This is a genomic window from Cereibacter sphaeroides 2.4.1, assembly GCF_000012905.2.
Classification (GTDB): domain Bacteria; phylum Pseudomonadota; class Alphaproteobacteria; order Rhodobacterales; family Rhodobacteraceae; genus Cereibacter_A; species Cereibacter_A sphaeroides.
Genome location: NC_007493.2, coordinates 2,467,207 through 2,488,496 on the forward strand (window position 1 = coordinate 2,467,207; position 21,290 = coordinate 2,488,496).

Genomic DNA, 21,290 nt, shown 5'->3' on the forward strand with positions numbered 1-21,290 from the left:
GATGCAATCTTCTTCGGCTCGAGGGGCGGTCTGCGAAAGAACCTACCGCCCTGCCCCGGCGTCGTCACGTACCTTTTCAAAGCACCGCCCCTGCTCCGAGTGCATCCTGAGAGAAAATCGCACAGGGAGGAAAGCGATGAGGATCGGTTGCCCGAAGGAGATCAAGCCGCAGGAATTCCGCGTGGGCCTCACGCCCCATGCCGCGCGTGAGGCCGCAAGTCACGGGCACGAGGTGCTCGTCGAGGCCGGGGCCGGCGCCGGCGCAGGATTCTCCGACGAGGATTACCGCGCCGCGGGCGCGCGCCTCGTCGACACCGCCGAAGAGCTCTTCGCCGCGGCGGAGCTGATCGTGAAGGTGAAGGAGCCGCAGCCGGTCGAGCGCCAGCGGCTCCGCGAGGGCCAGCTGCTCTTCACCTATCTGCATCTCGCACCCGACCCTGAGCAGACGCGCGACCTGATGGCCTCGGGCGTGACCGCCATCGCCTACGAGACGGTGACGGATGCCCGCGGCGGGCTGCCGCTCCTTGCCCCCATGTCCGAGGTCGCGGGGCGGCTTGCGCCGCAGGTGGGCGCCTGGACGCTGCAGAAGGCCAATGGCGGGCGCGGCGTGCTTCTGGGCGGCGTCCCCGGCGTGGGGCCCGCGAAGGTCGTGGTGATCGGCGGCGGCGTGGTGGGCACCCATGCCGCGCGGATCGCGGCCGGGATGGGGGCGGATGTGACCGTGCTCGACCGCTCGCTGCCCCGGCTCCGGGCGCTCGACGAGGCCTTCGGCACGCTCTTCCGCACCTCCTACGCCTCCAGCGGCACCACGGCCGAGCTGGTGACGGCGGCCGATCTCGTGATCGGGGCGGTGCTCATCCCCGGCGCGGCGGCCCCGAAGCTCGTGAGCCGCGCGCAGCTCGGCACGATGAAGCCGGGCGCGGCCATCGTGGATGTGGCGATCGATCAGGGCGGCTGCTTCGAGACTTCGCGGCCGACGACGCATCAGGATCCGATCTACGAGGTGGACGGGGTGATGCACTACTGCGTGGCCAACATGCCCGGAGCCGTCGCCCGCACCTCGACGCTGGCCCTCGGCAACGCCACCATGCCCTTCCTCCTCGCCCTCGCGGACAAGGGCTGGAAGCGCGCCTGCGAGGAGGACCCGCATCTTCTGGCGGGCCTCAACACCCATGCCGGGCACCTGACCTACTATGCCGTGGGCCGGGCGCTCGAGATCGACGTGCTCTCGCCGCAACTGGCCCTGAAGATGTGAGCCCTTCCGGAGCGCCGTCCCCGGCGCTCCGCCCGTCGGCTTCCGGGCCCCTCCGGCGCGCAACGAACCGGAGGGGTCTCGGCACAGAAGCGCCGCCGGGGGAGCTTCCCGAACGGCATGGTCGGGCGGATCGTCCCGCCCGGATGCGAACCGGCGCAGGGCTTAGACCCGGCCGATCCGGTGCCCGTCACCGCCCTTTCGCCCATCGGTGACGCACAGCCATTGCCCCGGCGCTCGACAGGTGGGCGTGACCGTCACCCCCGGCTTTCTGCCGCTCAGGCGGGGCTGCGCTTCAGCAGGTCGCGGATCTCGGCGAGGAGTTGCTCCTGCGTCGGGCCCGCGGGCTGCGCCTCGGCCTCCTTGGCGCTCTTGTGGATGGCCGCGTCCTTCACCCGGTTCACGATCTTCACCAGCAGGAACACGACCCAGGCGATGATGAGGAAATTGATGACCGCGGTGATGAACGATCCGTAGGCGAAGACCGGGGCGCCCGCATCGCGCGCCGCGGCGAGGCTCACATAATCGCCGTCGCCCAGATTGACGAACAGGTTCGAGAAGTCGATGCCCCCGGTGATGAGGCCGATGATCGGGTTGATGAGATCGGCCACAAGGCTCGAGACGATGCCGGTGAAGGCCGCGCCGATGATGATGCCGACGGCCATGTCCATCACATTGCCCTTCGCGATGAAGGACTTGAACTCGTCCAATATGCTCATGCGCGTCTTCCTTCCTGTCCCGGCCGGGGCGCTGGCCTCCGGCATCTCGCTTGCGTCCGGGCAGGCCGACCGCCTGCCTCTCTGCTCCGCCCGGGAGGTCGCTTCTTCTGCGCCATGCACAGGGTCGCGGGCCGAGGCGGACCGCATGGCGGTTCGACATCCGGCCCGGAACGGCTGACGCCCTCGACTGCACCCTCACACGCGGAAACACGGTCAGAATGCCCTTCTCCGGGGCGTCGAGACAAGAGAGCAGGTGAGGGCGCGGTTCCGTCGGGACGCGCGGACCCTCCCCGCGACGAAAGGGCAGCCAGGCCCGCCGGGTCCCGACCCGCAATTTGCACAGGCGGCGGATGGCACACCGGGCATCGGTTCAAGCCCCGAAGGCAGGGCAGTCGGGCGATGAACCGGGCAGGGCCGCCGCCGACGCGGATCGGAAGGCGCCTGCCGCGCCGGGGCTGCGCCTAGTGCATCATCGCGCGCAGCACGGCCATGGCTTCGGGCGAGCCCCAGTCGGCGTCGCCGATCAGCCGCGCCACCTCGCGGCCCTCGGGGTCGAGGACCAGCGTCACCGGCAGTCCCATCACCCCGATCTGCCGGGCGAGCGCGGATTTCGGATCGCGCAGCGCGGGCAGGTGCGTGACGCCGGCCTCGTCGAAGAACTTGCGGATCGCCGGCACGGCGTTTCGCCCGGTGGCGACCGTCACCACCGCGAACTCCTCGCCCCCCATCTCGGCCGCGAGCCGGTCGAGCGTCGGCATCTCTTCGCGGCAGGGCGCGCACCATGTGGCCCAGAAGTTCGCCACCACCCAGCGCCCGTGCCAGTCGGAGAGCGACGCGGCGCCGTCGTCGAGACCCGCGAGGGTGGCCTCGGGCAGCGGCTTCGGCTCGGCATGAATCACGAGCTTCTTCATGTCGCCCGCCAGAAGGGCCCCGGCATCGGCCGGGGCCGCCGCCACGCCGTTTGCACCGAAGGTCAAGGCCGTGTAGATCACGGCAAACAGCAGACGCAGCATTTCACCTCCCGAAGGCTTCCCATGTCCGACGCGCCCGACCCCTCCTCCGCCGCCAACACCATGTGGGGCGGCCGCTTCGCCGCGGGCCCCGATGCGATCATGCAGGCGATCAACGCCTCGATCGGGTTCGACAAGCGGCTCTACGCGCAGGATATCCGCGGCTCGCGGGCCCATGCCGCGATGCTCGCGGCGCAGGGCATCCTGACTTCTAGGGATGCCGAGGCCATCGGGGAAGGCCTTCTCACCGTTTTGTCAGAGATCGAGGCCGGCGGCTTCCCCTTCCGGGTCGAGCTCGAGGACATCCACATGAACGTCGAGGCCCGCCTGAAGGAGCTGATCGGCGAGCCCGCCGGCCGGCTGCATACGGCGCGCTCGCGCAACGATCAGGTGGCGGTCGATTTCCGTCTCTGGGTCCGCGACCAGTGCGATGCGGCCATCTCGGGGATCGAGGCGCTGATGCGGGCCTTCCTCGCGCAGGCCGAGGCGGGGGCCGACTGGGTGATGCCGGGCTTCACGCATCTGCAGACCGCGCAGCCGGTCACCTGGGGCCATCACATGCTGGCCTATGTCGAGATGCTGGCGCGCGACCGCTCGCGCTTCGTGGATGCCCGCGCGCGCATGAACGAATGCCCGCTGGGCGCCGCGGCGCTGGCGGGCACGGGCTTCCCCATCGACCGGCACATGACGGCGGCGGCGCTCGGCTTCGACCGGCCCACCGCCAACAGCCTCGATTCGGTCTCGGACCGCGACTTTGCGCTCGAGTTCCTGTCGGCCTCGGCGATCTGCGCCCTGCATCTGTCGCGCTTCGCGGAAGAGCTGGTGATCTGGTCCTCGGCCCAGTTCCGCTTCGTGCGCCTGTCGGACCGCTGGACCACCGGCTCGTCGATCATGCCGCAGAAGAAGAACCCCGATGCGGCGGAATTGCTGCGGGCCAAGATGGGCCGGGTGCTGGGCGCGGCCGTCGCGCTCTTCACCGTGATGAAGGGCCTGCCGCTGACCTATTCCAAGGACATGCAGGAGGACAAGGAGCAGGTCTTCGACGCGGCCGACACGCTGATGCTGGGGCTTGCCGCCATGACCGGCATGGTGGGCGACATGCAGGCCAACCGCGAGAGCCTCGCCGCCGCCGCGGCCTCGGGCTTCTCGACGGCGACCGATCTGGCGGACTGGCTGGTGCGCGAGCTGAACCTGCCGTTCCGCGACGCCCATCATGTGACGGGCACGCTCGTGGCCCGCGCCGAGGCCCGGGGCTGCGACCTGCCCGATCTCTCGCTCGCCGAGATGCAGGAGGTGCATCCGGGCATCCGCGAGGACGTGTTCGCCGTCCTCGGCGTCGAGAATTCCGTGCGCAGCCGCACCTCCTACGGCGGCACCGCACCCGACAATGTCCGCGCGCAGGCCGCGCGCTGGAAAGAGCTGCTGGGAGATGCCGCATGAAAGTCCCGCTGATCCTCGGTCTTCTGGTCCTCGCCGGCTGCGGCGTCGACGGCCCGCCGCTCCGTCCCGGCACCGATCAGCCGGTGACGGTCCCGCCGGGCCTGTCGATCGGCGGCACCGCCGAAATCGGCATCCGGAGCAACTGACCGCCATGGTCCGGGCGCTGGTCCTGTTCGCCCTGCTGGCCGCCTGCAGCGATCCGAACGCGCCGCGTCTCGGGATGGGCGTGGGGGTCGGGCCGGGCGGCGTCCACGTCCATCCCCGCATGTCGACGCGGGTGGGGGCGACCAGCCTCGGCGTGTCCCCCTACGGCGCCTCGGTGGGCACGGGCATCGGCAATGTGGGCGTCGCCGTCGGAGGAGCCTTCTGACATGTCCCCCCTGCGTCTCGTCTTCCTCGCCCTTGCCGTCTGGGGCGCCACCCATCCGATGTATCACTTCATCAGCTACATGGTGACGACGGGCGAAGGGTTCGGCGGCCTGATCGATGCCTGGTATGTGAATGCCTCGACCACGGGCCTCGTCTGGGACCTGACCATCGCCGCCCTCACCCTCACCGTCTGGGTGCTGGCCGAGAGCGTCCCGCGAAAGAACTGGCTCGCGCTGGTGGCCATTCCCGCCACCTTCCTGATCGGCGTGTCCTGCGGCCTGCCGCTCTATCTGTTCCTGCGCTCGCGCCCCGCGGCCTGAGCCCGACCCGCCGCCCGCGCGCATCCGGGGCACGAGCCCCTTGGCCCCTGCCCCGCGGCCGCCCGCCCCCCGCTCCGGCCCCCGTGGCCCGAGCCCCGATCCCCCGCCCTGCCCCGCGGCCCGGGCCCCGTTCCTCCGCACCGGCCGGTGCATCCGCTCCGAGCCGCGCCCCCGATCTTCAGGCTGACCAGACCATGGACCATTTCCTCTACCGCAACGGGTCGCTCCACGCCGAGGAGGTGCCGCTCTCGGACATCGCCGCGACCGTCGGCACGCCCTTCTACTGCTACTCGGCGGCCACGCTCGAACGGCACTACCGGCTCTTCACCGAGGCGCTGACGCCCCTGCCGCATCTGGTCTGCTTCGCGATCAAGTCGCTGTCGAACCTCGCGGTGCTGAAACTTCTGGGCGATCTCGGCGCGGGCATGGATGTGGTCTCGGCGGGCGAATATCTGCGCGCGCGCGCCGCGGGCGTGCCGGGCGACCGGATCGTCTTCTCGGGCGTGGGCAAGACCCGCGAGGAGATGCGGATCGCGCTCGAGGGCGGGATCCGGCAGTTCAACGTGGAATCCGAGCCCGAGATGCGGGCGCTGTCCGAGGTGGCCTCCTCGATGGGGCTGCGCGCGCCCATCGCCGTGCGGGTGAACCCCGACGTCGATGCCCGCACCCACGAGAAGATCGCCACAGGCAAGAAGGAGAACAAGTTCGGCATCCCGATAGAGCGCGCCTCCGAGGTCTATGCCGAGGCCGCGGCCCTGCCCGGGCTCGAGGTCATGGGGATCGACGTCCATATCGGCTCGCAGCTGACCGAGCTCGAGCCCTTCGAGCAGGCCTATCTGAAGGTGGCGGAGCTTACCGGCCGCCTGCGCGCCGAGGGCCACGAGATCCGCAGGCTCGACCTCGGCGGGGGTCTGGGCATCCCCTATACCCGCTCGAACGAGGCCCCGCCGCTGCCCACCGACTACGGCGCGCTCATCAAGCGCACCGTGGGCCATCTCGGCTGCGAGATCGAGATCGAGCCCGGGCGGCTGATCTCGGGCAACTCGGGCGTGCTGGTGAGCCGGGTCATCTATGTCAAGAACGGCGAGGGACGCGACTTCCTGATCCTCGACGCGGCGATGAACGATCTCGTGCGGCCCTCGATGTATGGCGCGCACCACGACATCGTGCCGCTGGCGGAGGCCGCGCCGGGCACCGAAAGCCAGCCCTACGACGTGGTGGGCCCGGTCTGCGAGACGGGCGACACCTTCGCCAAGGCGCGCGCGCTGCCGCCGATGGCCGAGGGCGATCTGGTGGCCTTCCGCTCGGCCGGGGCCTATGGCGCGGTGATGGCCTCGGAATACAATTCCCGCCCGCTGGTGCCCGAGGTTCTGGTGCGCGGGGATCACTTCGCCGTCATACGGGCGAGACCGACGTTTGACGAAATGCTCGGCCGCGATAGCATCCCCGAATGGCTGTGACGCGCGCAGCCGCAGTCAGGCGAGGCGCATGGCCCACGAGAACCGCGACACCGCTCGGGATCCCGCGACCGCCACGGCGCTCGCGCGACTGATCTGGCCGCTCCGCCTGACATGGGCGGGGCTCTGGGCCGAGCGGCTGGTGCGCAGCTTCTGGCCGGTCTGGACGATCCTCGTGGCGACCCTCGCGGCGCTGGTCTTCGGGCTGCAGGATCTTCTGCCGCTCGACTGGGTGCGGGGCGGCCTCGCGCTGGCAGTCCTGGGCGCGCTGATCGCGGCAGGCTTCGGGCTTCGCGCCTTCCGCAGGCCCACGCGGACCGAGGCGCTCTCCCGGCTCGACGCCTCGCTGCCGGGCCGCCCGATCTCCTCCATGACCGACGCGCAGGCCATCGGCAGCGGCGATCCCTGGTCGCGCGCCATCTGGGAGGCGCACCGCCGCCGCATGGCCGAACGCGCGGCCGAGGCGCGTCCCGTGCGACCCGACCTCAGGCTCGCCCGCCGCGACCCGTTCGCGCTGCGCTATCTGGCGCTGACCGCCCTCGTCATCGCGCTGATGTTCGGCTCGATCTGGCGCGTGGCCTCGGTCACGGGCCTCGCGGGCGGCGGGGCGGAGGCGATGGTAGGCCCGAGCTGGGAAGCCTGGGCGCAGCCCCCCTCCTATACCGGCAAGCCGTCCCTCTATCTCAACGAGATCGACGCGCCCGAGATCACCCTGCCCGTGGGCACGAGGCTCCAGATCCGCCTCTACGGCGAGGTGGGCGATCTGACCGTCACCGAAAGCGTCTCGGGCCGCCCCGCGGGCGAGGCGCCCGCCGGGCCCGCGCAGGATGTCGAGGTGCGCCAGACCGGCGCGCTGACCATCGACGGGCGCGGCGGAAGGTCGTGGAAGATCATGGCGCTGGCCGACCGCCCGCCGCTCGTCACCGCCGACGGCCAGATGGAGCGCGAGGCCGACGGGCAGATGAAGCTCTCCTTCTCGGCCCGCGACGATTACGGCGTGACGGGCGGTCAGGCCACGATCCTGCTCGACCTGCCTGCGATCGACCGCCGCTACGGGCTGGCGGTGGACCCCGAGCCGCGCGAACCGGTGACGCTCGACCTGCCCCTGCCCATCGCGGGCAACCGCGCCGAGTTCAGCGAGACGCTGGTCGACGATCTGGCGAAACATCCGTTCGCGAACCTGCCCGTGGTGCTGAACCTCTCGGTCACGGATGCCGCCCTGCAGGAAGGCCGCGCCGAGCCCCTGAAGGTGGTGCTGCCGGGCCGGCGCTTCTTCGACCCGCTGGCGGCGGCCCTGATCGAGATGCGGCGCGACCTCCTGTGGAACCGGACGAACGGGCCGCGCACGGCGCAGATCCTCCATGCGGTGACTCATGCGCCCGAAGGGCTCTTCCGCAACGAGCGCGCCTTCCTGCGCACGCGGGTGCTGATGCGGAAGCTCGATGCCGAGGCCGCCACCCTGGCCCCCGCCGCCCGTGACGAGATCGCCGAGCAGCTCTGGGAGATCGCGCTGATGGTCGAGGAGGGCGACCTCGCCTCGGCGCTCGAGGCGCTCCGGCGCGCACAGGACCGGCTCGACGAGGCGATCCGCAACGGCGCCTCGCAGGACGAGATCGAGCAGCTGATGCAGGAGATGCGGCAGGCGCTCGACAATTACATGCGCGAGCTGGCCGAAGAGGCACAGCGCAATCCCGACCAGCAGCAGGCCGAGAACCGCCAGACGATGGAGATGTCGGGCGACCAGTTGCAGGAGATGCTCGACAAGCTGCAGGAGCTGATGGAGCAGGGCCGCATGGCCGAGGCGGCCGAGCTGATGGAGATGATGCGTCAGCTGATGGAGAACATGCAGGTCACCATGGGCGAGGGTCAGGGCCAGGGCCCCGGCAGCCAGGCGATGCGCGACCTCTCCGAGACGCTGCGCGACCAGCAGGGCCTGTCGGACGATGCCTTCCGCGAGCTGCAGCAGGGGCCGAACGGCGGCCGCCCGCAGGACGGCCGGCCCGGCGAGGGCGAGGGTCAGGAGGGCCGCGACGGCCGGAGCCTCGCCGAGCGCCAGCGCGAGCTGGGCGACCGGCTGAACGGAATGCAGAACCAGCCCCTGCCCGGTCAGGGCAGCGAGAGGGGCGAGAACGGCCGCCGCTCGCTCGACGATGCCGGCCGGGCCATGCGCGAGGCCGAGCGGGCGCTGCGCGACGGCGACCTGCCGGGCGCCCTCGACCGGCAGGCCGAGGCGATGGAGCAGCTGCGCGAGGGGATGCGCGAGCTGGGCGAGGCCATGGCCGAGGAGCAGCGCCAGCAGAACGGTCAGGGCGAGGGCGAGGCCTTCGGGCGCGCGGATCCGAACAGCCAGCGCGATCCTCTGGGGCGCGAGCCCGGCGAGACCGGCCGGATCGGATCCGACCGCAACATGCTGCAGGGCGAGGATGTCTACCGCCGCGCTCAGGATCTCTTGGACGAGATCCGCCGCCGTTCGGGCGACCTCTCGCGCCCCGAGATCGAGCGCGAATATCTCCGCCGGCTGCTCGACATGTATTGAGAGGGCGGCAGCGACGCTTCCGTCCTCGCGAGGTTCCGCTGCGCACGGGACACCATCGCGTGGTCCCGAAGGAAACCGCGGCGCTGTCGTCTCGCGAGACCCGGCCCCGCCCGGTCGATCACCCTGCCGTTGCGAAGGGAGCTTGGCGCTGTCCGCCCGGGCACTGCCTGAGGCGCACCCGGCCCTGACAGGTGTCAGCCGTCAGCGGGCCTCCTCGAGGCGCTCCGCGGCGGTGCGCAGCAGCCGGTCGAAGGCCAGGCGCGCCTCGTCGACCGCCGTCACATAGCGCCGCAGGGCGGGTTCGGCGCCCGGGATCTCGGCCGCGATCCGCGGCGCCATCGCGTAGGCCAGCGCGAGGAACAGGGCCAGACTGATCATCAGGAAGAAGCCGGTCCGGAACGGGGCGCGCGAGCGCGGCGCGGGCGCCTGCGGCGCGGCAGTCTCCGTCGGGCGCTTCCCGTTCGAGCGGAGGCTCGAATTGATCGCCTCGATGTCCGGCAGCAGATCGCGGCGGGGACGCGCGACGGGCTCGGCCGGATCGGGCGCCCCGGTCGGGACGACATCCGGCGAGGCGGTGGGCGGCAGAGCCTGCGGCCAGGGCGCGACGGGCGCCACGGCGGCCGCGGGAACCGGCTCCGGCGTCGGAGCGGCGGCAGGCCGGGCGGGCGCTTCGGCCCGACGCTGACGGGCGGCAAGCTCGGCCTCCTCGCGCAGGACGGCCAGAAGCCCCTCGTCGAGGCTCCGGCTGGGCGGGGCCACCGTCCCGGCCCAGAGCCTCCGCGACTCGGCCGTCCTTTCGTCCTCGTCCTCGTCGTCCTCGTCGATGGGCGGCAGGGATGGGGGCACCGGTCTGGCCGGACCCCCATGAAGGCTGGCGCCGCCGCCCTGCACCTGCTCGGGCCGGGAGGCATCGGCGCCGAACGGGGTCCCGGTCTCCGGCTCGGCCGCCTTATCGGACCGGGGCGGCTGGGCCTCGGCCCGGGATCCTATTTCCGGCTCTCCGCCCCTCTCCGGCCGATCCGCCCGGGGCTGCTGGGCGGGCGCTTCGGGCCGAGCTTCGGCCGCGCGCTCTTCTCCATCGGGCTGCGACGGCAGGGCCGCGGGATCGGGCCGATCCGGCTGCGGCGCGGCAAAGGTGGGCGGCGCGCCGATCCCTTCCACGCGGATCAGCGAGACCGGGCGCTGGAACCATCCGTGACCGCAGTTCGAACATTGCACGTCGCGGCCTTCCGGGGGGATCGCCTCGTCGGACACTTCATATTGCGCATCGCAATTCGGGCATATCAGCCGCATGTCCCTCGTCCTGCCCCGTTTTCTGGTTCTTGCCCCACCTTGTAGCGCCGTTGCCCCCGCCATCCAAGCCTCTGTGGCCCGCCCGGCACCGAGCCGCATTGAAACCGCGGACAGGTCGGTTAAGACTGCGGCCGCATGCGCGGGGACCCAGGGGAGTGACGGCGTGATCGCCTTCGACAATGTCGCCTACAGCTACGGCGGGGGAGAGCTCCTGTCCGAGGTCTCGCTGCGGCTGACGCCCGGCTCGTTCCATTTCCTCACCGGTCCCTCGGGGTCGGGCAAGTCGACCTTCCTCAAGCTCTGCTACGGCGAGCTTCTGCCCACCGTGGGCACGGTCACGATCTTCGACCGCGAGGTCCATGGCCTCGACCGCGACGAGGTCGCGCGGATGCGGCGGCGGATCGGCGTGGTGCATCAGGATTGCCGCTTCCTCGACCATCTGCCGCTCGCCACCAACGTGACCCTGCCGCTGACCGTGACCGGGCGCGAGAGCAACACGCAGGATCTGTCGGACCTGATGGCATGGGTGGGGCTGTCGCAGCTGGCGGACGCCCTGCCCCCCTCGCTCTCGGGCGGCGAGCGCCAGCGCGCTGCGGTCGCGCGGGCGATCATCACCTCGCCCGACGTGCTTCTGGCCGACGAGCCGACCGGCAACCTCGACTGGGAGATGTCGCTCCGGCTCCTGAAGCTTCTGGTGGAGCTGAACCGGATGGGCACGACCATCCTTATAGCCACGCACGATCTGAACCTCATCCGCAGCGCCAAGCAGCAGGTGGCGGCGCGGGTGCTGCGCATCTCGAACCGCCGGATCCAGCTGGCGGGGGCGGACCTGTGACCCTGCGCGAGCTGCTGAGCGAGATCGCGACGCCCGACCGGCAGGCCGACCGGGTGGTGCCGCCCTCGGGCCACACGGCCTGGCTCACGGGCTTCACCGCGGGCACGATGGCCTTCCTCGCCGTCTTCGCGCTGGCGCTGTCGCTGGCGGCCGGGCGGCTCGCCGACCGCTGGGGCGAGGCGCTGGAGCGCACGGCCACCATCCGCATCTCGGCGCCCGAGGAGCAGATGGAGCTGCAGACGCGGGCCGTGCTCGACCTGCTGGCCACCACGCCGGGCGTGGCGTCGGCCCGCGCGCTGACCGATGACGAGGAGCACGCGCTGCTCGAACCCTGGTTCGGCTCGGATCTGCCCCTCGACACGCTGCCGATCCCGCGGCTGATCGAGCTGCAGGAGGAGGGCCAAGGATACGACGCGCAGGGCCTGCGCCAGCGCCTCGCGGCCGAGGCCCCGGGCGCGATCCTCGACGACCATCTGCGCTGGCGTCAGCCGCTGGCCATCGCGGCCTCGCGGCTGCGGCTGCTGGGCACGGTCTCGATCCTGCTCATCCTCGCCAGCACGGCCGCGATGATCACGCTGGCGGCCAATGCCTCGCTCGCGGCCAATGCGCAGGTGATCGGGGTGCTGCGCCTCGTGGGGGCGCGCGACATCTATATCGCGCGGGCCTTCGTGCGGCGCTTCACGCTGCGCGCGCTGGCGGGCGCCGCGGCCGGAACCGCCGGCGGCCTCGTTGCCGTGATGCTCCTGCCCTCGGCCGATGCGGCGGGCGGGTTCCTGACCGGCCTCGGCTTTCAGGGCGCGGGCTGGCTCCTGCCCTTCCTGCTGCCGCCCGTCGCCGCCGTCACCGCCTTCCTCGCGACCCGCGCCGCCGCCTTCCGCAAACTGAAGGAACTCACCTGACATGCGCACCGCGCTGCAATGGATCCGGTCCATCCTCTTCAACATCGTGATGTATGTCTCGATGATCGCCATCGCGCTGGCCTTCACGCCGCTCGTGCTGGTCGACCGCAAGTGGGCGCCGGTCTGGATGCGGATCTTCGCGCGCTGGACGCGCTTCACGCTGCGCTGGATCGCGGGGCTCCGGACCGAGGTGCGGGGCGAGATCCCCACGACCGGCGCGCTCATCGCCTCGAAGCACCAGAGCTTCCTCGATTCCATCCTGCTCTTCTCGGTGCTGCCCGCGCCGCGCTTCATCATGAAGAAGCAGCTGGCCTGGATCCCGCTGATGGGCTGGATGGCGCTTCAGGCGGGCTTCATTCCGGTGGACCGCGGCAAGCGGGGCGCGGCCATCAAGAAGATGATGGCCGATGTCGAGAAGGGCCGCGCGACGCCGGGCCAGCTCATCATCTATCCGCAGGGCACCCGCGTGGCTCCGGGCGCGCATCTGCCCTACAAGATGGGCACCGCCGCCCTCTACGGCCAGCTCGATCAGCCCTGCTATCCGGTGGCGGCCAATGTGGGCGTCTTCTGGCCGCGGCACGGGATCTATCGCCGGCCCGGCACCGCCGTGGTGGAGTTCCTGCCGCCGATCCAGCCCGGCCAAACGGCCGCGGCCTTCATGGTCGAGCTGGAGACCGCGATCGAGGACGCCTCGAACCGGCTGATCGCCGAGGCCCGGCAGGGCTGAGCGGCCCGGCCCTCAGCCGGCCACCGGACGCACCATGGTGATGGCGGCATTGAAGCCGAAGACGTAGCGCAGAAGCCCGATCCGGTGGCTCCGGATCGCGATGAAGCCCTGCCGCTCATAGAGGGCGCGGGCGCGCCAGTTGGTGTCGATCACATCGAGCCGCACCGCCGGATAGCCGCGCCGGACCGCCTCGGCGCAGATCCCCTCGAGAAGGGCGCTGCCGATCCCCCGGCTGCGCAGGTCGCGCGCGACGCAGATCCCGTCGAGGAGGAACCGCTCGTTGTCGACATCGCCCTGCAGCGCCCGCAGCATCAGTACGCGCCATGTGCCGCCCCAGACGCCGTAGACCGCGCGCATGTCGGCACAGGTGCCGCCTGCAAAGCCGCCGGCCGGCGTCTTGAAGCCCGCGAGCCCCAGAAGCCGGCCCTCGGCATCGACGGCCGCCAGCACATGGTCGGCCCGCATCACCCGCTCGAGGAAGGCCAGCGCCCGCGGCTCGGGCCCCATGACCCGGTCGAGCTTGCCGCCGAAGGCCTGCCAGTAGAGCTCGGCCGCCAGCCGCCGCTGCCCGGGCGGCAGCCCCTGCCGGACCTCGATCCTCATATCAGCGCAAGCCGCAGCTGCTCGGCCTGCCCCGCGCCGAGGATCCAGCCCTCCTCGGCCCGGCCCGGCCAGTCCGGCACATCCGCCAGAAGCGCGGCGAGCGAGCCGTCGCGCGCCATCCGCCAGAGCGCCCGCGCCATCAGCCGCACCTGCGCGGAATCCTTGATCTCGCCCTCGCGGGTGGCCTTCGAGATCGCGGGGCCGAGCAGCGAGGGATAGATCTCGGCCAGCACGATGGGGCCGGTGGCGGGCTCGAACGGCCAGGCCTGGGCGTGGAAGCGGCGGCGGAGCCGCGCGATCACCGGCAGCCCGAGCAGCGCCTGCGAGCCCACCGACCCCGTGGTATAGAGCTTCCAGACCGGATGGGCCTTCGGCACCGCCTGCTCGACCCGTCGGCGCTCGGCGATGCCCAGAGCCTCGTGGTCGCAGAGCTTGCGGTCAGGCAGATGGTCGAGCGCAAGCCCGCCCGGCCGGCCCCAGAACGGCCCCTGCCCCGGAAAGCCCGCGTTGATCCGGTCGGCGAACTGGAAGCGGGTGTTGGCATTGTCCGGCCCGTCCTCGATCCGCGCCTCGAGCCAGTCCCAGAGCGCGGGCGCGAAGGCCTGCCCGGTCAGGCGCGGCGCGAACCCTTCGGGATAGCCGAAGGGGAAGTCGAAGCCCGCGAGCACCCGCCGCCCCGCCGTCAGTTCGAAGGCGAAGAGGTCGTTCAGATGCGCCTCGGCATCGGCGCGGGTGCGGTGATAGCTGACCGTCTCGCCCAGCGGAGAGGCCACCCCGATCCAGATCGCATCCGACGAGGGCTTGCGTGGCGAGGGCACCGAGGCGCCCGACCAGTCGACCGCGATCACCGTGTCGAAGCCCGACCGCACCAGCCCCGAATCGGTGAGCAGGAAGTCGGCCACCGCCTCGGTATCGTCCAGATCGAGCACCGGAACCGGCAGCGCCATCTGCGTGTCGCTCGCCACCGCGCGCACCCACGGATCCTCGGGCTGCCGCAGCGCATGGCCCGCAGCCTTGCGGAACACCTCGATCTTCGGATGGGGCTCGGTCTTGTAGCCTTCGACCAGCACCAGATCGACCGGCGCCATCCGCTCGAGGATGGCGGCAAGGCGCGGCGGCTCGCCGCGATGCTCGCGCGTGAGGATCAGGCGGCGCGGTCCCGCCAGCACCACTTCGGCGGCGCCCGCCGCGCGGTGGCGGTGGCTGTCGCTGCCGGGCGGGTCGGGATCCACGTCATGATGGCTGTGCTTCACGGTCGAGACGCTGAAGCCGCGGGCGGCGATGGCCGCCACCAGCCGCTCGACGAGCCCGGTCTTGCCCGCATCCTTCCAGCCGATGATCCCGTAGACCCTCATGCGTCCTTCCGCAGCAGCGATTCGGCCCGCGCGAGGTCTTCGGGCGCATTCAGGTTGAGGAAGGCGTTTTCGTCGGGAAATCCAGCCCGTGCGGCCCCATGCCGCGCCGCAAAGCCCATGACGCGCGCCTCGCCCGCGGCCAGCCACGCGGCGAGATCCTCCGCCACCGCCACCGGCCAGAGCCCGCAGGCCGGATGCACGCGCCCGCCCGCCTCGGCCACCGCGCAGGTGCCCTCGCCCGCAAGCCACAGCCGGGGCGCGAGATCCCCCGGCACGAAGGGCGTGTCCACCGGCGCCGTCACCAGCGCGTCGGCCCCTGCCGCCGCCGCCCAGCGCAGCCCCGCGAGCACGCCCGAGAGCGGCCCCTGCGGATGTTCGTCGCGCAGCACCGGCAGGCCCAGCCCCGCAAAGCGCGCGGGATCGCCGTTCGCGCTGATCGCCAGCTCCTCGACCTGGGGCCCGAGCCGCTCGGCCACCCAGGTCACAAGGAGCCTGCCCCCCAGCGTGAGGGACGCCTTGTCCGTTCCGCCCATCCGCCGGCCCTCGCCCCCGGCGAGGATCAGACCGAAAAGTCGCATGGCCGCCTCCGATTGCATCGTCCGACGAGAAGCCCTAAGCGCAAGAGTTGCGTCCGACAACCACAAGGTTCTGCCATGTCCACCCGACGCTCGGCCTTCCTGCGCGGTCTCTGGGCCGCCACGCCCTTCTCGCTGGTGATCGCGCCTTTCGGGCTTCTCTTCGGTGTCGTGGGGACCGAGGCGGGGCTCGACATCGTCGAGGTGATGGGCTTCTCGATCATCGTGATCGCCGGGGCGGCGCAGTTTGCGGCGGTGCAGATGATGGCCGACCATGCGCCGACGCTCATCATCCTCGCCACATCGCTCGCGGTGAACCTGCGAATGGCGATGTATTCGGCCTCGCTCACGCCGCATCTGGGGCCCGCGCCCGCAGGTCTGCGCGCGCTGATCGCCTATTGCCTCGTGGACCAGACCTACACCGCCTCGATGATCGAGTTCGACCGCGCGCCCCAGCAGAGCCTCGGCGAGAAGATCGCCTTCTTCTTCGGAACCGTGCTGCCGGTCTGCCCGCTCTGGTATGGCTCGACCTATGTCGGCGCCCGGCTCGGCACGAAGATCCCGCCGGAGTTCGCGCTCGATTTCGCGGTGCCCATCACCTTCCTCGCGATGATCGCGCCGCTCCTGCGCACGCCGGCCCATATCGCGGCGGCGGGCGTGTCGGTCGCGCTGTCGCTGGTGCTGGCCTTCATGCCCTACAACAGCGGGCTTCTGGTGGCGGCGGTGGCTGCGATGGTGACGGGGGCGCAGGTCGAGGCCTGGACCGAGCGGAGGCGCGCAGCATGATCGAGGATTCCGTTCAGGTCTGGACCGTCATGATCGTGCTGGGACTCGGCACGTTCCTGCTGCGCTTCTCGTTCCTCGGGCTGATCGGCAGCCGCTCGCTGCCGCTGTGGGCGTTGAGGCTCCTGCGCTACACGCCGGTCGCCGTACTGCCGGGGCTGGTGGCGCCGCTGGTGCTCTGGCCGCCGGCAACGGGCGGCGAGACCGATCCCGCGCGGCTCGCCGCGGCGGTCGCCACGGTGGCTCTGGGTCTTCTCACCCGCAACGTCTTCGCCGCGATCTTCGGCGGGGCGGCGGTGCTCTACCTCACGCCGTGGCTCCTCAGCCTCTGATCCCGGCGATCCGGGGCCCGCGGCTCAGTTGAGGCGCGGGTCGCCGTGCTGGACGATGAGCACGCCATGGTTGTCGTCGGCATCGTCGTCGTGGATCGTGCGGCTGGTCGCGCCCGGCAGCTGGCCGAACTCCTCGCGCAGGCGGTTCGGGAACCAGGTCACGTCGACCTGCTCGAGCCCGGGCGTGCCATGCAGGATGGTCGAGATCGCCCGCGCACAATTGGCCTTGGGCACCGCGCCATAGGCCAGCGCGCGCTGCAGCACCGTCTCGGCCACAGCGGGGGGCACGCGCAGCGTCTGTTCATGGACGTCGAAGGTCTCGCGCGCGTGATAGTCGATGTAGTAGGCCACCACCTTCGGCGTGACGCCGAAATGGACGTCGTTGCGCTCGGGCAGGGCTGGATGGTGCCACGAGCCGGCAGGGTCGAACATGACGACCTGACTGCCGTTGATGAGCAGGCCCGAATGGGCGCCGCTGCCGTCCTTCACCCGCGTGACCGTGAAGAGCGTGATCGAGGCAGGCTCGGTCGAGACATAGCGGGCACGCGCCACCTGATCGTCGGGCGCCCAGACGGGCTCGGCACCGCCGCAGGCGGCCAGCGCCACGAAGGCGGCGCAGAAGAGAAGATGGCGCATGAAAAGTCCGGGCTTGCGGCGTCCGCGAGGAAGATCAGGCGTTGGCCAGCGCGAGGAAGATCAGGGCCGCGACGATGACCACGGCGGCCCATGTCACCATCCGGACGAAGCCCGCGAAGGTCTTCTCCTGCTGGGTGATGTCCATCGAGCCTGCCACATGCCCGTGAGCGGGATGCGAGTGATCTGCCATCGGTCCGGTCCCCTTGTTAGTCTCTGCCATCTATCCGATTTCCTCCCTTCTGTCACGCCCTTGCAGCCCCGGCCGCGCAGGGGCACGCCTCAGCCCCGGGCCCGCTGCCAGAGCCATGCGCCCTGCGCGTCGACCGTCCGCGAGACCTCGCCCCGGTGCCAGAGGTGGTTCAGATGCGCCACCGCCTCGACCAGCGCCATGCCGTAGGCCGGCCCCGTCAGCTCGCGCCCGAACAGCGGAAGGAAACAGCCCACCGCCGTCCGGGGTTCCGCGAGATGGGTCCGCAGCCGCTCGAGCGCGCCCTCGTGGTTCTCGATCATCTGGCGCAGGCGGAGGGGCAGGCCCGTGAAGGGCAGCTTGTGGCCCGGCAGGATCAGGTGCCGCGGTTCGGCATGGGCCTGAAACGCCCGGCAGGAGTCGAGCCAGTCGGCCAAGGGATCGGCCTCGGGCTCTGAGGCATAGACGCCGATATTGGCCGAGATGCCCGGCAGAAGCTGATCGCCCCCGAGCACCAGATCGTCGTCGAGGCTCCAGAGCGTGGCATGTTCCGGCGCATGGCCGTGGCCGATCCGCACCCGCCAGCGGCGCCCGCCCGCGACCAGCTCGGAACCCTCGACGATCCGGGTGAAGCCCAGCGGCAGGGGCGCCACCATGTCGGAGAAGTTGAAGGGCCGCTCGGCCGCGCGCTCAGCCAGCATGGCGGGCGGCATCCCCGCCCCGCGCCAGAAGGCCAGCGTCTCGGGCGCGGGCACTTCCTGCACGTCGAGCACCAGCATCCGGGCATAGAGCCAAGAGGTGCGGGTGGTCACGAGCTCGGCCCCCATCGACTGGAACCAGCCGGCAAGGCCCACATGGTCGGGGTGGTAATGGGTCACGATCACCCGCCGGACGGGCCGCCCGCCGAGCGGGCCCGCCAGAAGCCGCTCCCAGATCGCGCGGCCGCGGCGGCTGTCGAAGCCCGTGTCCACGAGCGTCCAGCCGTCGCCGTCGTCCAGCGCGAAGACATTCACATGGTCGAGCTGCATCGGCAGCGGCAGGCGCAGCCAGAGCACACCCGGGGCGAGTGGAATGGCCGAGCCTTCCTCGGGCGGGATCTCGAACGGGGTCCGGATCTGGGCCGTCACGCGGCCAGATCCTCGGGCGAGAGCGCATAGAGCCCCGCCGCGCCCTCGCGCACCTGTGCGAGCAGCGCCGCATGTTCCGGAAGCAGCCGGCGGATCGCGACCCGCGCGAGCGGCTCGCGCGCAGGATCGGTGACGGCGGCCGTCAGGTGGAAATGCGCGCCGAGCACGCGGGCGAAGGCGCGCAGATAGGGCACCGCGCCCGCGAACCGGTCCTGCATCTCCTGGCCCACCAGCGTCTCGGTCGCCTCGCGCAGCGCCTCGGAGGCGGCCCAGACATCGTTGGCCAGATCGGGCAGCCTGTGGCGCGCGGTCTCGGCCGCGTCCTCGATCTCCTGCAGAAGGCGGAAGGCCGCCTCGCCCCCGTCCATCATCTTGCGGCCGACGAGGTCCATCGCCTGGATGCCGTTCGTCCCCTCGTAGATCGCCGTCACCCGCACGTCGCGCAGGAACTGCGCGGCGCCGGTGCCCTCGATGAAGCCCGTGCCGCCATGGACCTGCACCCCCATCGAGGCGACCTCGATGCCCACATCGGTGCCGTAGGCCTTGGCGATCGGCGTGAGAAGCGCGGCCCGCGCCTGCCATTCCGGCTGGCCCGTCGCGCGGCCCATGTCGAGGGCCACGGCACAGGCGAGCGCGATGGCGCGCGCCGAGAAGGTCTCGGCCTTCATCACGGCGAGCATCCGGCGCACGTCGGCATGTTCGATGATGCCGCCCGGCCCGCCCTGCCGGCGCTCCATCGCATAGGCCACGGCCGCCTGGGTCGCGGCCTCGGCCACCCCCACGCCCTGCACGCCGACCCCGAGACGGGCGTTGTTCATCATGGTGAACATCGCGGCCATCCCCTTGTGCGGCGCGCCCACCAGCCAGCCCTTCGCCCCGTCATAATCCATGACGGCAGTGGGAGAGCCATGCAGGCCCAGCTTCTCCTCGAGGCTCACCACCGTCACCGCATTGCGCGGCCCCGGACGGCCCTCGGCGTCGGGCAGGAACTTCGGCACGAGGAAGAGGCTGATCCCGCGCGTGCCCTGCGGCCCGTCCGGCAAGCGCGCCAGCACGAGGTGGCAGACGTTCGCGTTGAAGTCGGTGTCGGCCCAGGTGATGTAGATCTTCTGCCCGGTGATCGCATAGGTGCCGTCCTCCAGCGGCTCGGCCCGCGTGCGCACCGCGCCCACGTCCGACCCCGCCTGCGGCTCGGTCAGATTCATCGTGCCGCTCCACTCCCCCGAAATGAGCTTCGGCAGATAGAGCGCCTTCAGTGCATCCGAGGCGTGATGCTCCAGCGCCTCGATCTGGCCCTGCGTCAGCAGCGGATTGAGCTGGAGCGAGAGACAGGCCGAGGACATCATCTCGTTCACGGCGGTCGTCACCGCCATGGGCAGGCCCATGCCGCCATGCTCGGGGCTGGCGGCGATCCCCACCCAGCCCCCGTCCGCAATGGCGCGGTAGCCCTCGGCATAGCCGGGCGAGGTGCGCACGACGCCATTCTCGAGCCGGGCCGGATGCAGATCGCCCGGCCGCTGCAGCGGCGCCAGCACCTCCTCGCAGAGCTTGCCCGCCTCGGCGAGGATGGCCTCGACCGTCTCGGGCGTGGCTTCGGCGAACCGCTCCGTCGCGGCCACCTGATCGAGGCCCACCACATGGCCCAGCAGGAAGCGGAAGTCGGCCAGCGGCGCACGATAGGGCATGAGGTCCTCCGGGAAGGGCTGCCTTGGCAAAGGCGGCGGACGCGTCTAAGTCAGCGCAAAGCCTACCGCACATGCCCCCATCCTCAAGCTCGAACGCTGCGTCACGCGATGACCGACACCCGCCTCCTGCCGCCCACCGCCGAAGGGATCGCCGAAGCGGCCCGCCTGCTTGCCGCGGGCGGCCTCGTGGCGCTGCCGACCGAGACGGTCTACGGCCTCGCCGGCGATGCCCGCGACGACCGCGCCGTGGCGCGGATCTTCGAGGCCAAGGGGCGGCCGCAGTTCAATCCGCTGATCGTCCATCTGCCGGACCTGGAGGCCGCGCGCCGTTATGCGCGGTTCGATGACGAGGCGCTGCGGCTTGCTGAGGCCTTCTGGCCCGGTCCCCTCACCCTCGTCCTGCCGCTGGGCGACACGCCCGTCTCGCCCCTCGTCTCGGCAGGCCTTTCGACCGTGGCGATCCGGGTGCCGGCCCATCCGCTGGCCCAGCAGCTGCTGCGCGCCTTCGGAGGGCCGCTCGCCGCCCCCTCGGCCAATCCCTCGGGCCGGGTGAGCCCGACCCGGCCCGAGCATGTGCTGGACGGCCTCTCGGGGCGGATCGAGGCGGTGCTCGACGGCGGCACCTGCGGCGTGGGCGTGGAATCGACGATCCTCGCCCCGGGCGAGCCGCCGCTTCTCCTGCGGCCCGGAGGTCTGCCCGCCGAGGCGCTGGAAGAGTGCCTCGGCCGGCCGCTCGTCGCAGGCGGCAGCGCCGACCGCCCCTCGGCGCCGGGTCAGCTCGCCTCGCATTACGCGCCCGAGGCGCCGGTGCGGCTCGGAGCGACCGAGGCGCGGCCCGGCGAGAGCTGGATCGGCTTCGGCAAGCTCGGCGGGCCGCAGAACCTGTCGCCCTCGGGCGATCTCGTGGAGGCGGCGGCGAACCTCTTCCATTTCCTGCGCGAGGCGGACCGCGAGGGGCGGCCCATCGCGGTGGCGCCTGTGCCCGAGCGGGGTCTCGGCCGCGCGATCAACGACCGCCTCCGCCGCGCCGCAGCCCCCCGGCCCTGACCACCGCAGCGACCGGCTGCCCGCCGCCGTCCCTCATGAGCCGATCCATCGGCAGGCGGGAGATACACGACGGTCACGGCGCCGGCCGGGGGCAGCCTGTCGA

At 71.4% G+C, this 21,290-nt stretch carries 23 protein-coding genes; 13 read left to right on the plus strand and 10 right to left on the minus strand.

All coding sequences use genetic code 11. The annotated features are described in order from the left end of the window. Window positions 1–136 precede the first annotated feature (136 nt). Window positions 137–1,255 (plus strand): alanine dehydrogenase, encoded by a 1,119-nt coding sequence (ald, locus tag RSP_RS11940; RefSeq protein ID WP_011338437.1) that lies wholly within the window; start codon window positions 137–139, stop codon window positions 1,253–1,255. A 275-nt stretch (window positions 1,256–1,530) separates the two neighbouring features. Here the strand turns inward: ald and mscL are convergent, their stop codons facing one another. Together mscL and RSP_RS11950 are read right to left on the minus strand one after the other, a co-directional pair. Further along, window positions 1,531–1,971 (minus strand): large conductance mechanosensitive channel protein MscL, encoded by a 441-nt coding sequence (mscL, locus tag RSP_RS11945; RefSeq protein WP_011338438.1) that lies wholly within the window; start codon window positions 1,969–1,971, stop codon window positions 1,531–1,533. A gap of 461 nt (window positions 1,972–2,432) precedes the next feature. Continuing rightward, window positions 2,433–2,984 carry a TlpA family protein disulfide reductase gene (locus RSP_RS11950; protein ID WP_011338439.1) on the minus strand — a complete coding sequence of 184 codons (552 nt, stop codon included), beginning with the start codon at window positions 2,982–2,984 and terminating at the stop codon, window positions 2,433–2,435. A 21-nt stretch (window positions 2,985–3,005) separates the two neighbouring features. Between RSP_RS11950 and argH the strand changes: the two genes are divergently transcribed. From argH to RSP_RS11980, 6 genes are all read left to right on the plus strand, one after another. Further along, entirely contained in the window at window positions 3,006–4,421 is a 1,416-nt protein-coding gene (gene argH / locus RSP_RS11955; protein ID WP_011338440.1) for an argininosuccinate lyase, read from the plus strand. Then, window positions 4,418–4,567, plus strand: a complete 150-nt coding sequence (locus RSP_RS11960; protein ID WP_002720910.1) for a hypothetical protein — start codon at window positions 4,418–4,420, stop codon at window positions 4,565–4,567. The genes argH and RSP_RS11960 overlap by 4 nt, the downstream gene beginning before the upstream one ends. Before the next feature lie 5 nt (window positions 4,568–4,572). Next, window positions 4,573–4,791, plus strand: a complete 219-nt coding sequence (locus RSP_RS11965; protein WP_011338441.1) for a hypothetical protein — start codon at window positions 4,573–4,575, stop codon at window positions 4,789–4,791. A 1-nt stretch (window position 4,792) separates the two neighbouring features. Continuing rightward, the gene (locus RSP_RS11970) at window positions 4,793–5,110 is read left to right on the plus strand and encodes a DUF2834 domain-containing protein (protein ID WP_011338442.1); all 318 of its coding nucleotides are present in this window, start codon (window positions 4,793–4,795) and stop codon (window positions 5,108–5,110) included. A gap of 194 nt (window positions 5,111–5,304) precedes the next feature. Beyond that, entirely contained in the window at window positions 5,305–6,570 is a 1,266-nt protein-coding gene (gene lysA, locus RSP_RS11975) for a diaminopimelate decarboxylase (RefSeq protein ID WP_002720913.1), read from the plus strand. Between the two features lie 28 nt (window positions 6,571–6,598). Next, window positions 6,599–9,103: a TIGR02302 family protein gene (locus tag RSP_RS11980; protein WP_011338443.1), complete on the plus strand. Its 2,505-nt coding sequence runs from the start codon at window positions 6,599–6,601 to the stop codon at window positions 9,101–9,103. Window positions 9,104–9,304: 201 nt separating this feature from the next. On the opposite strand, the gene RSP_RS11985 is transcribed toward RSP_RS11980, so the two are convergent. Next, a complete protein-coding gene (locus RSP_RS11985; RefSeq protein WP_017139945.1) occupies window positions 9,305–10,396 on the minus strand; it encodes a zinc-ribbon domain-containing protein in 1,092 nt (363 codons plus the stop codon). A gap of 163 nt (window positions 10,397–10,559) precedes the next feature. On the opposite strand from RSP_RS11985, the gene RSP_RS11990 reads away from it, so the two are divergent. The 3 genes from RSP_RS11990 to RSP_RS12000 are packed head-to-tail and all read left to right on the plus strand — an operon-like array spanning window position 10,560 to window position 12,857. Further along, window positions 10,560–11,231, plus strand: a complete 672-nt coding sequence (locus RSP_RS11990; protein ID WP_011338446.1) for a cell division ATP-binding protein FtsE — start codon at window positions 10,560–10,562, stop codon at window positions 11,229–11,231. Next, complete coding sequence (locus RSP_RS11995; protein ID WP_011338447.1) at window positions 11,228–12,130, plus strand: cell division protein FtsX; 903 nt, start codon at window positions 11,228–11,230, stop codon at window positions 12,128–12,130. The genes RSP_RS11990 and RSP_RS11995 overlap by 4 nt, the downstream gene beginning before the upstream one ends. Window position 12,131: 1 nt before the next feature. After that, window positions 12,132–12,857: a lysophospholipid acyltransferase family protein gene (locus tag RSP_RS12000; RefSeq protein ID WP_011338448.1), complete on the plus strand. Its 726-nt coding sequence runs from the start codon at window positions 12,132–12,134 to the stop codon at window positions 12,855–12,857. 12 nt (window positions 12,858–12,869) lie between these two features. Here RSP_RS12000 and RSP_RS12005 read toward each other — a convergent pair whose 3' ends face one another. The 3 genes from RSP_RS12005 to mobA are packed head-to-tail and all read right to left on the minus strand — an operon-like array spanning window position 12,870 to window position 15,393. Then, entirely contained in the window at window positions 12,870–13,460 is a 591-nt protein-coding gene (locus tag RSP_RS12005; protein ID WP_011338449.1) for a GNAT family N-acetyltransferase, read from the minus strand. Next, window positions 13,457–14,815: a molybdopterin-guanine dinucleotide biosynthesis protein B gene (mobB, locus tag RSP_RS12010; RefSeq protein WP_011338450.1), complete on the minus strand. Its 1,359-nt coding sequence runs from the start codon at window positions 14,813–14,815 to the stop codon at window positions 13,457–13,459. Before mobB ends, RSP_RS12005 begins: the two co-directional genes overlap by 4 nt. Then, on the minus strand, window positions 14,812–15,393 hold the full coding sequence (gene mobA, locus RSP_RS12015) for a molybdenum cofactor guanylyltransferase MobA (protein WP_011338451.1): 582 nt from the start codon (window positions 15,391–15,393) through the stop codon (window positions 14,812–14,814). Before mobA ends, mobB begins: the two co-directional genes overlap by 4 nt. Before the next feature lie 75 nt (window positions 15,394–15,468). Here mobA and RSP_RS12020 point away from each other — a divergent pair, with 75 nt between their 5' ends. Continuing rightward, window positions 15,469–16,176: an AzlC family ABC transporter permease gene (locus tag RSP_RS12020; protein WP_011338452.1), complete on the plus strand. Its 708-nt coding sequence runs from the start codon at window positions 15,469–15,471 to the stop codon at window positions 16,174–16,176. Beyond that, entirely contained in the window at window positions 16,173–16,505 is a 333-nt protein-coding gene (locus RSP_RS12025) for an AzlD domain-containing protein (RefSeq protein WP_002720923.1), read from the plus strand. The genes RSP_RS12020 and RSP_RS12025 overlap by 4 nt, the downstream gene beginning before the upstream one ends. A gap of 24 nt (window positions 16,506–16,529) precedes the next feature. Here RSP_RS12025 and RSP_RS12030 read toward each other — a convergent pair whose 3' ends face one another. Genes RSP_RS12030 through RSP_RS12045 form a run of 4 tightly spaced genes read right to left on the minus strand, consistent with a single transcriptional unit; the run spans window position 16,530 to window position 20,140 of the window. Next, a complete protein-coding gene (locus RSP_RS12030) occupies window positions 16,530–17,141 on the minus strand; it encodes a hypothetical protein (protein ID WP_011338453.1) in 612 nt (203 codons plus the stop codon). A 34-nt stretch (window positions 17,142–17,175) separates the two neighbouring features. After that, a complete protein-coding gene (locus RSP_RS12035; RefSeq protein ID WP_011338454.1) occupies window positions 17,176–17,361 on the minus strand; it encodes an aa3-type cytochrome c oxidase subunit IV in 186 nt (61 codons plus the stop codon). 59 nt (window positions 17,362–17,420) lie between these two features. After that, on the minus strand, window positions 17,421–18,455 hold the full coding sequence (locus tag RSP_RS12040) for an MBL fold metallo-hydrolase (RefSeq protein ID WP_011338455.1): 1,035 nt from the start codon (window positions 18,453–18,455) through the stop codon (window positions 17,421–17,423). Beyond that, entirely contained in the window at window positions 18,452–20,140 is a 1,689-nt protein-coding gene (locus RSP_RS12045) for an acyl-CoA dehydrogenase (RefSeq protein WP_011338456.1), read from the minus strand. Before RSP_RS12045 ends, RSP_RS12040 begins: the two co-directional genes overlap by 4 nt. A gap of 108 nt (window positions 20,141–20,248) precedes the next feature. Between RSP_RS12045 and RSP_RS12050 the strand changes: the two genes are divergently transcribed. Further along, window positions 20,249–21,187, plus strand: coding sequence for an L-threonylcarbamoyladenylate synthase (locus RSP_RS12050; protein WP_011338457.1), 939 nt, complete (start codon window positions 20,249–20,251; stop codon window positions 21,185–21,187). The last annotated feature ends 103 nt before the right edge of the window (window positions 21,188–21,290 follow it).

What these genes read in the sequence shown, in the direction of transcription:
- ald (WP_011338437.1), top strand. Translation starts at nt 137, where the DNA reads ATGAGGATCGGTTGCCCGAAGGAGATCAAGCCGCAGGAATTCCGCGTG.
- mscL (WP_011338438.1), bottom strand. Translation starts at nt 1,971, where the DNA reads ATGAGCATATTGGACGAGTTCAAGTCCTTCATCGCGAAGGGCAATGTG.
- RSP_RS11950 (WP_011338439.1), bottom strand. Translation starts at nt 2,984, where the DNA reads ATGCTGCGTCTGCTGTTTGCCGTGATCTACACGGCCTTGACCTTCGGT.
- argH (WP_011338440.1), top strand. Translation starts at nt 3,006, where the DNA reads ATGTCCGACGCGCCCGACCCCTCCTCCGCCGCCAACACCATGTGGGGC.
- RSP_RS11960 (WP_002720910.1), top strand. Translation starts at nt 4,418, where the DNA reads ATGAAAGTCCCGCTGATCCTCGGTCTTCTGGTCCTCGCCGGCTGCGGC.
- RSP_RS11965 (WP_011338441.1), top strand. Translation starts at nt 4,573, where the DNA reads ATGGTCCGGGCGCTGGTCCTGTTCGCCCTGCTGGCCGCCTGCAGCGAT.
- RSP_RS11970 (WP_011338442.1), top strand. Translation starts at nt 4,793, where the DNA reads ATGTCCCCCCTGCGTCTCGTCTTCCTCGCCCTTGCCGTCTGGGGCGCC.
- lysA (WP_002720913.1), top strand. Translation starts at nt 5,305, where the DNA reads ATGGACCATTTCCTCTACCGCAACGGGTCGCTCCACGCCGAGGAGGTG.
- RSP_RS11980 (WP_011338443.1), top strand. Translation starts at nt 6,599, where the DNA reads ATGGCCCACGAGAACCGCGACACCGCTCGGGATCCCGCGACCGCCACG.
- RSP_RS11985 (WP_017139945.1), bottom strand. Translation starts at nt 10,396, where the DNA reads ATGCGGCTGATATGCCCGAATTGCGATGCGCAATATGAAGTGTCCGAC.
- RSP_RS12000 (WP_011338448.1), top strand. Translation starts at nt 12,132, where the DNA reads ATGCGCACCGCGCTGCAATGGATCCGGTCCATCCTCTTCAACATCGTG.
- RSP_RS12005 (WP_011338449.1), bottom strand. Translation starts at nt 13,460, where the DNA reads ATGAGGATCGAGGTCCGGCAGGGGCTGCCGCCCGGGCAGCGGCGGCTG.
- mobB (WP_011338450.1), bottom strand. Translation starts at nt 14,815, where the DNA reads ATGAGGGTCTACGGGATCATCGGCTGGAAGGATGCGGGCAAGACCGGG.
- mobA (WP_011338451.1), bottom strand. Translation starts at nt 15,393, where the DNA reads ATGCGACTTTTCGGTCTGATCCTCGCCGGGGGCGAGGGCCGGCGGATG.
- RSP_RS12020 (WP_011338452.1), top strand. Translation starts at nt 15,469, where the DNA reads ATGTCCACCCGACGCTCGGCCTTCCTGCGCGGTCTCTGGGCCGCCACG.
- RSP_RS12025 (WP_002720923.1), top strand. Translation starts at nt 16,173, where the DNA reads ATGATCGAGGATTCCGTTCAGGTCTGGACCGTCATGATCGTGCTGGGA.
- RSP_RS12030 (WP_011338453.1), bottom strand. Translation starts at nt 17,141, where the DNA reads ATGCGCCATCTTCTCTTCTGCGCCGCCTTCGTGGCGCTGGCCGCCTGC.
- RSP_RS12035 (WP_011338454.1), bottom strand. Translation starts at nt 17,361, where the DNA reads ATGGCAGAGACTAACAAGGGGACCGGACCGATGGCAGATCACTCGCAT.
- RSP_RS12045 (WP_011338456.1), bottom strand. Translation starts at nt 20,140, where the DNA reads ATGCCCTATCGTGCGCCGCTGGCCGACTTCCGCTTCCTGCTGGGCCAT.
- RSP_RS12050 (WP_011338457.1), top strand. Translation starts at nt 20,249, where the DNA reads ATGACCGACACCCGCCTCCTGCCGCCCACCGCCGAAGGGATCGCCGAA.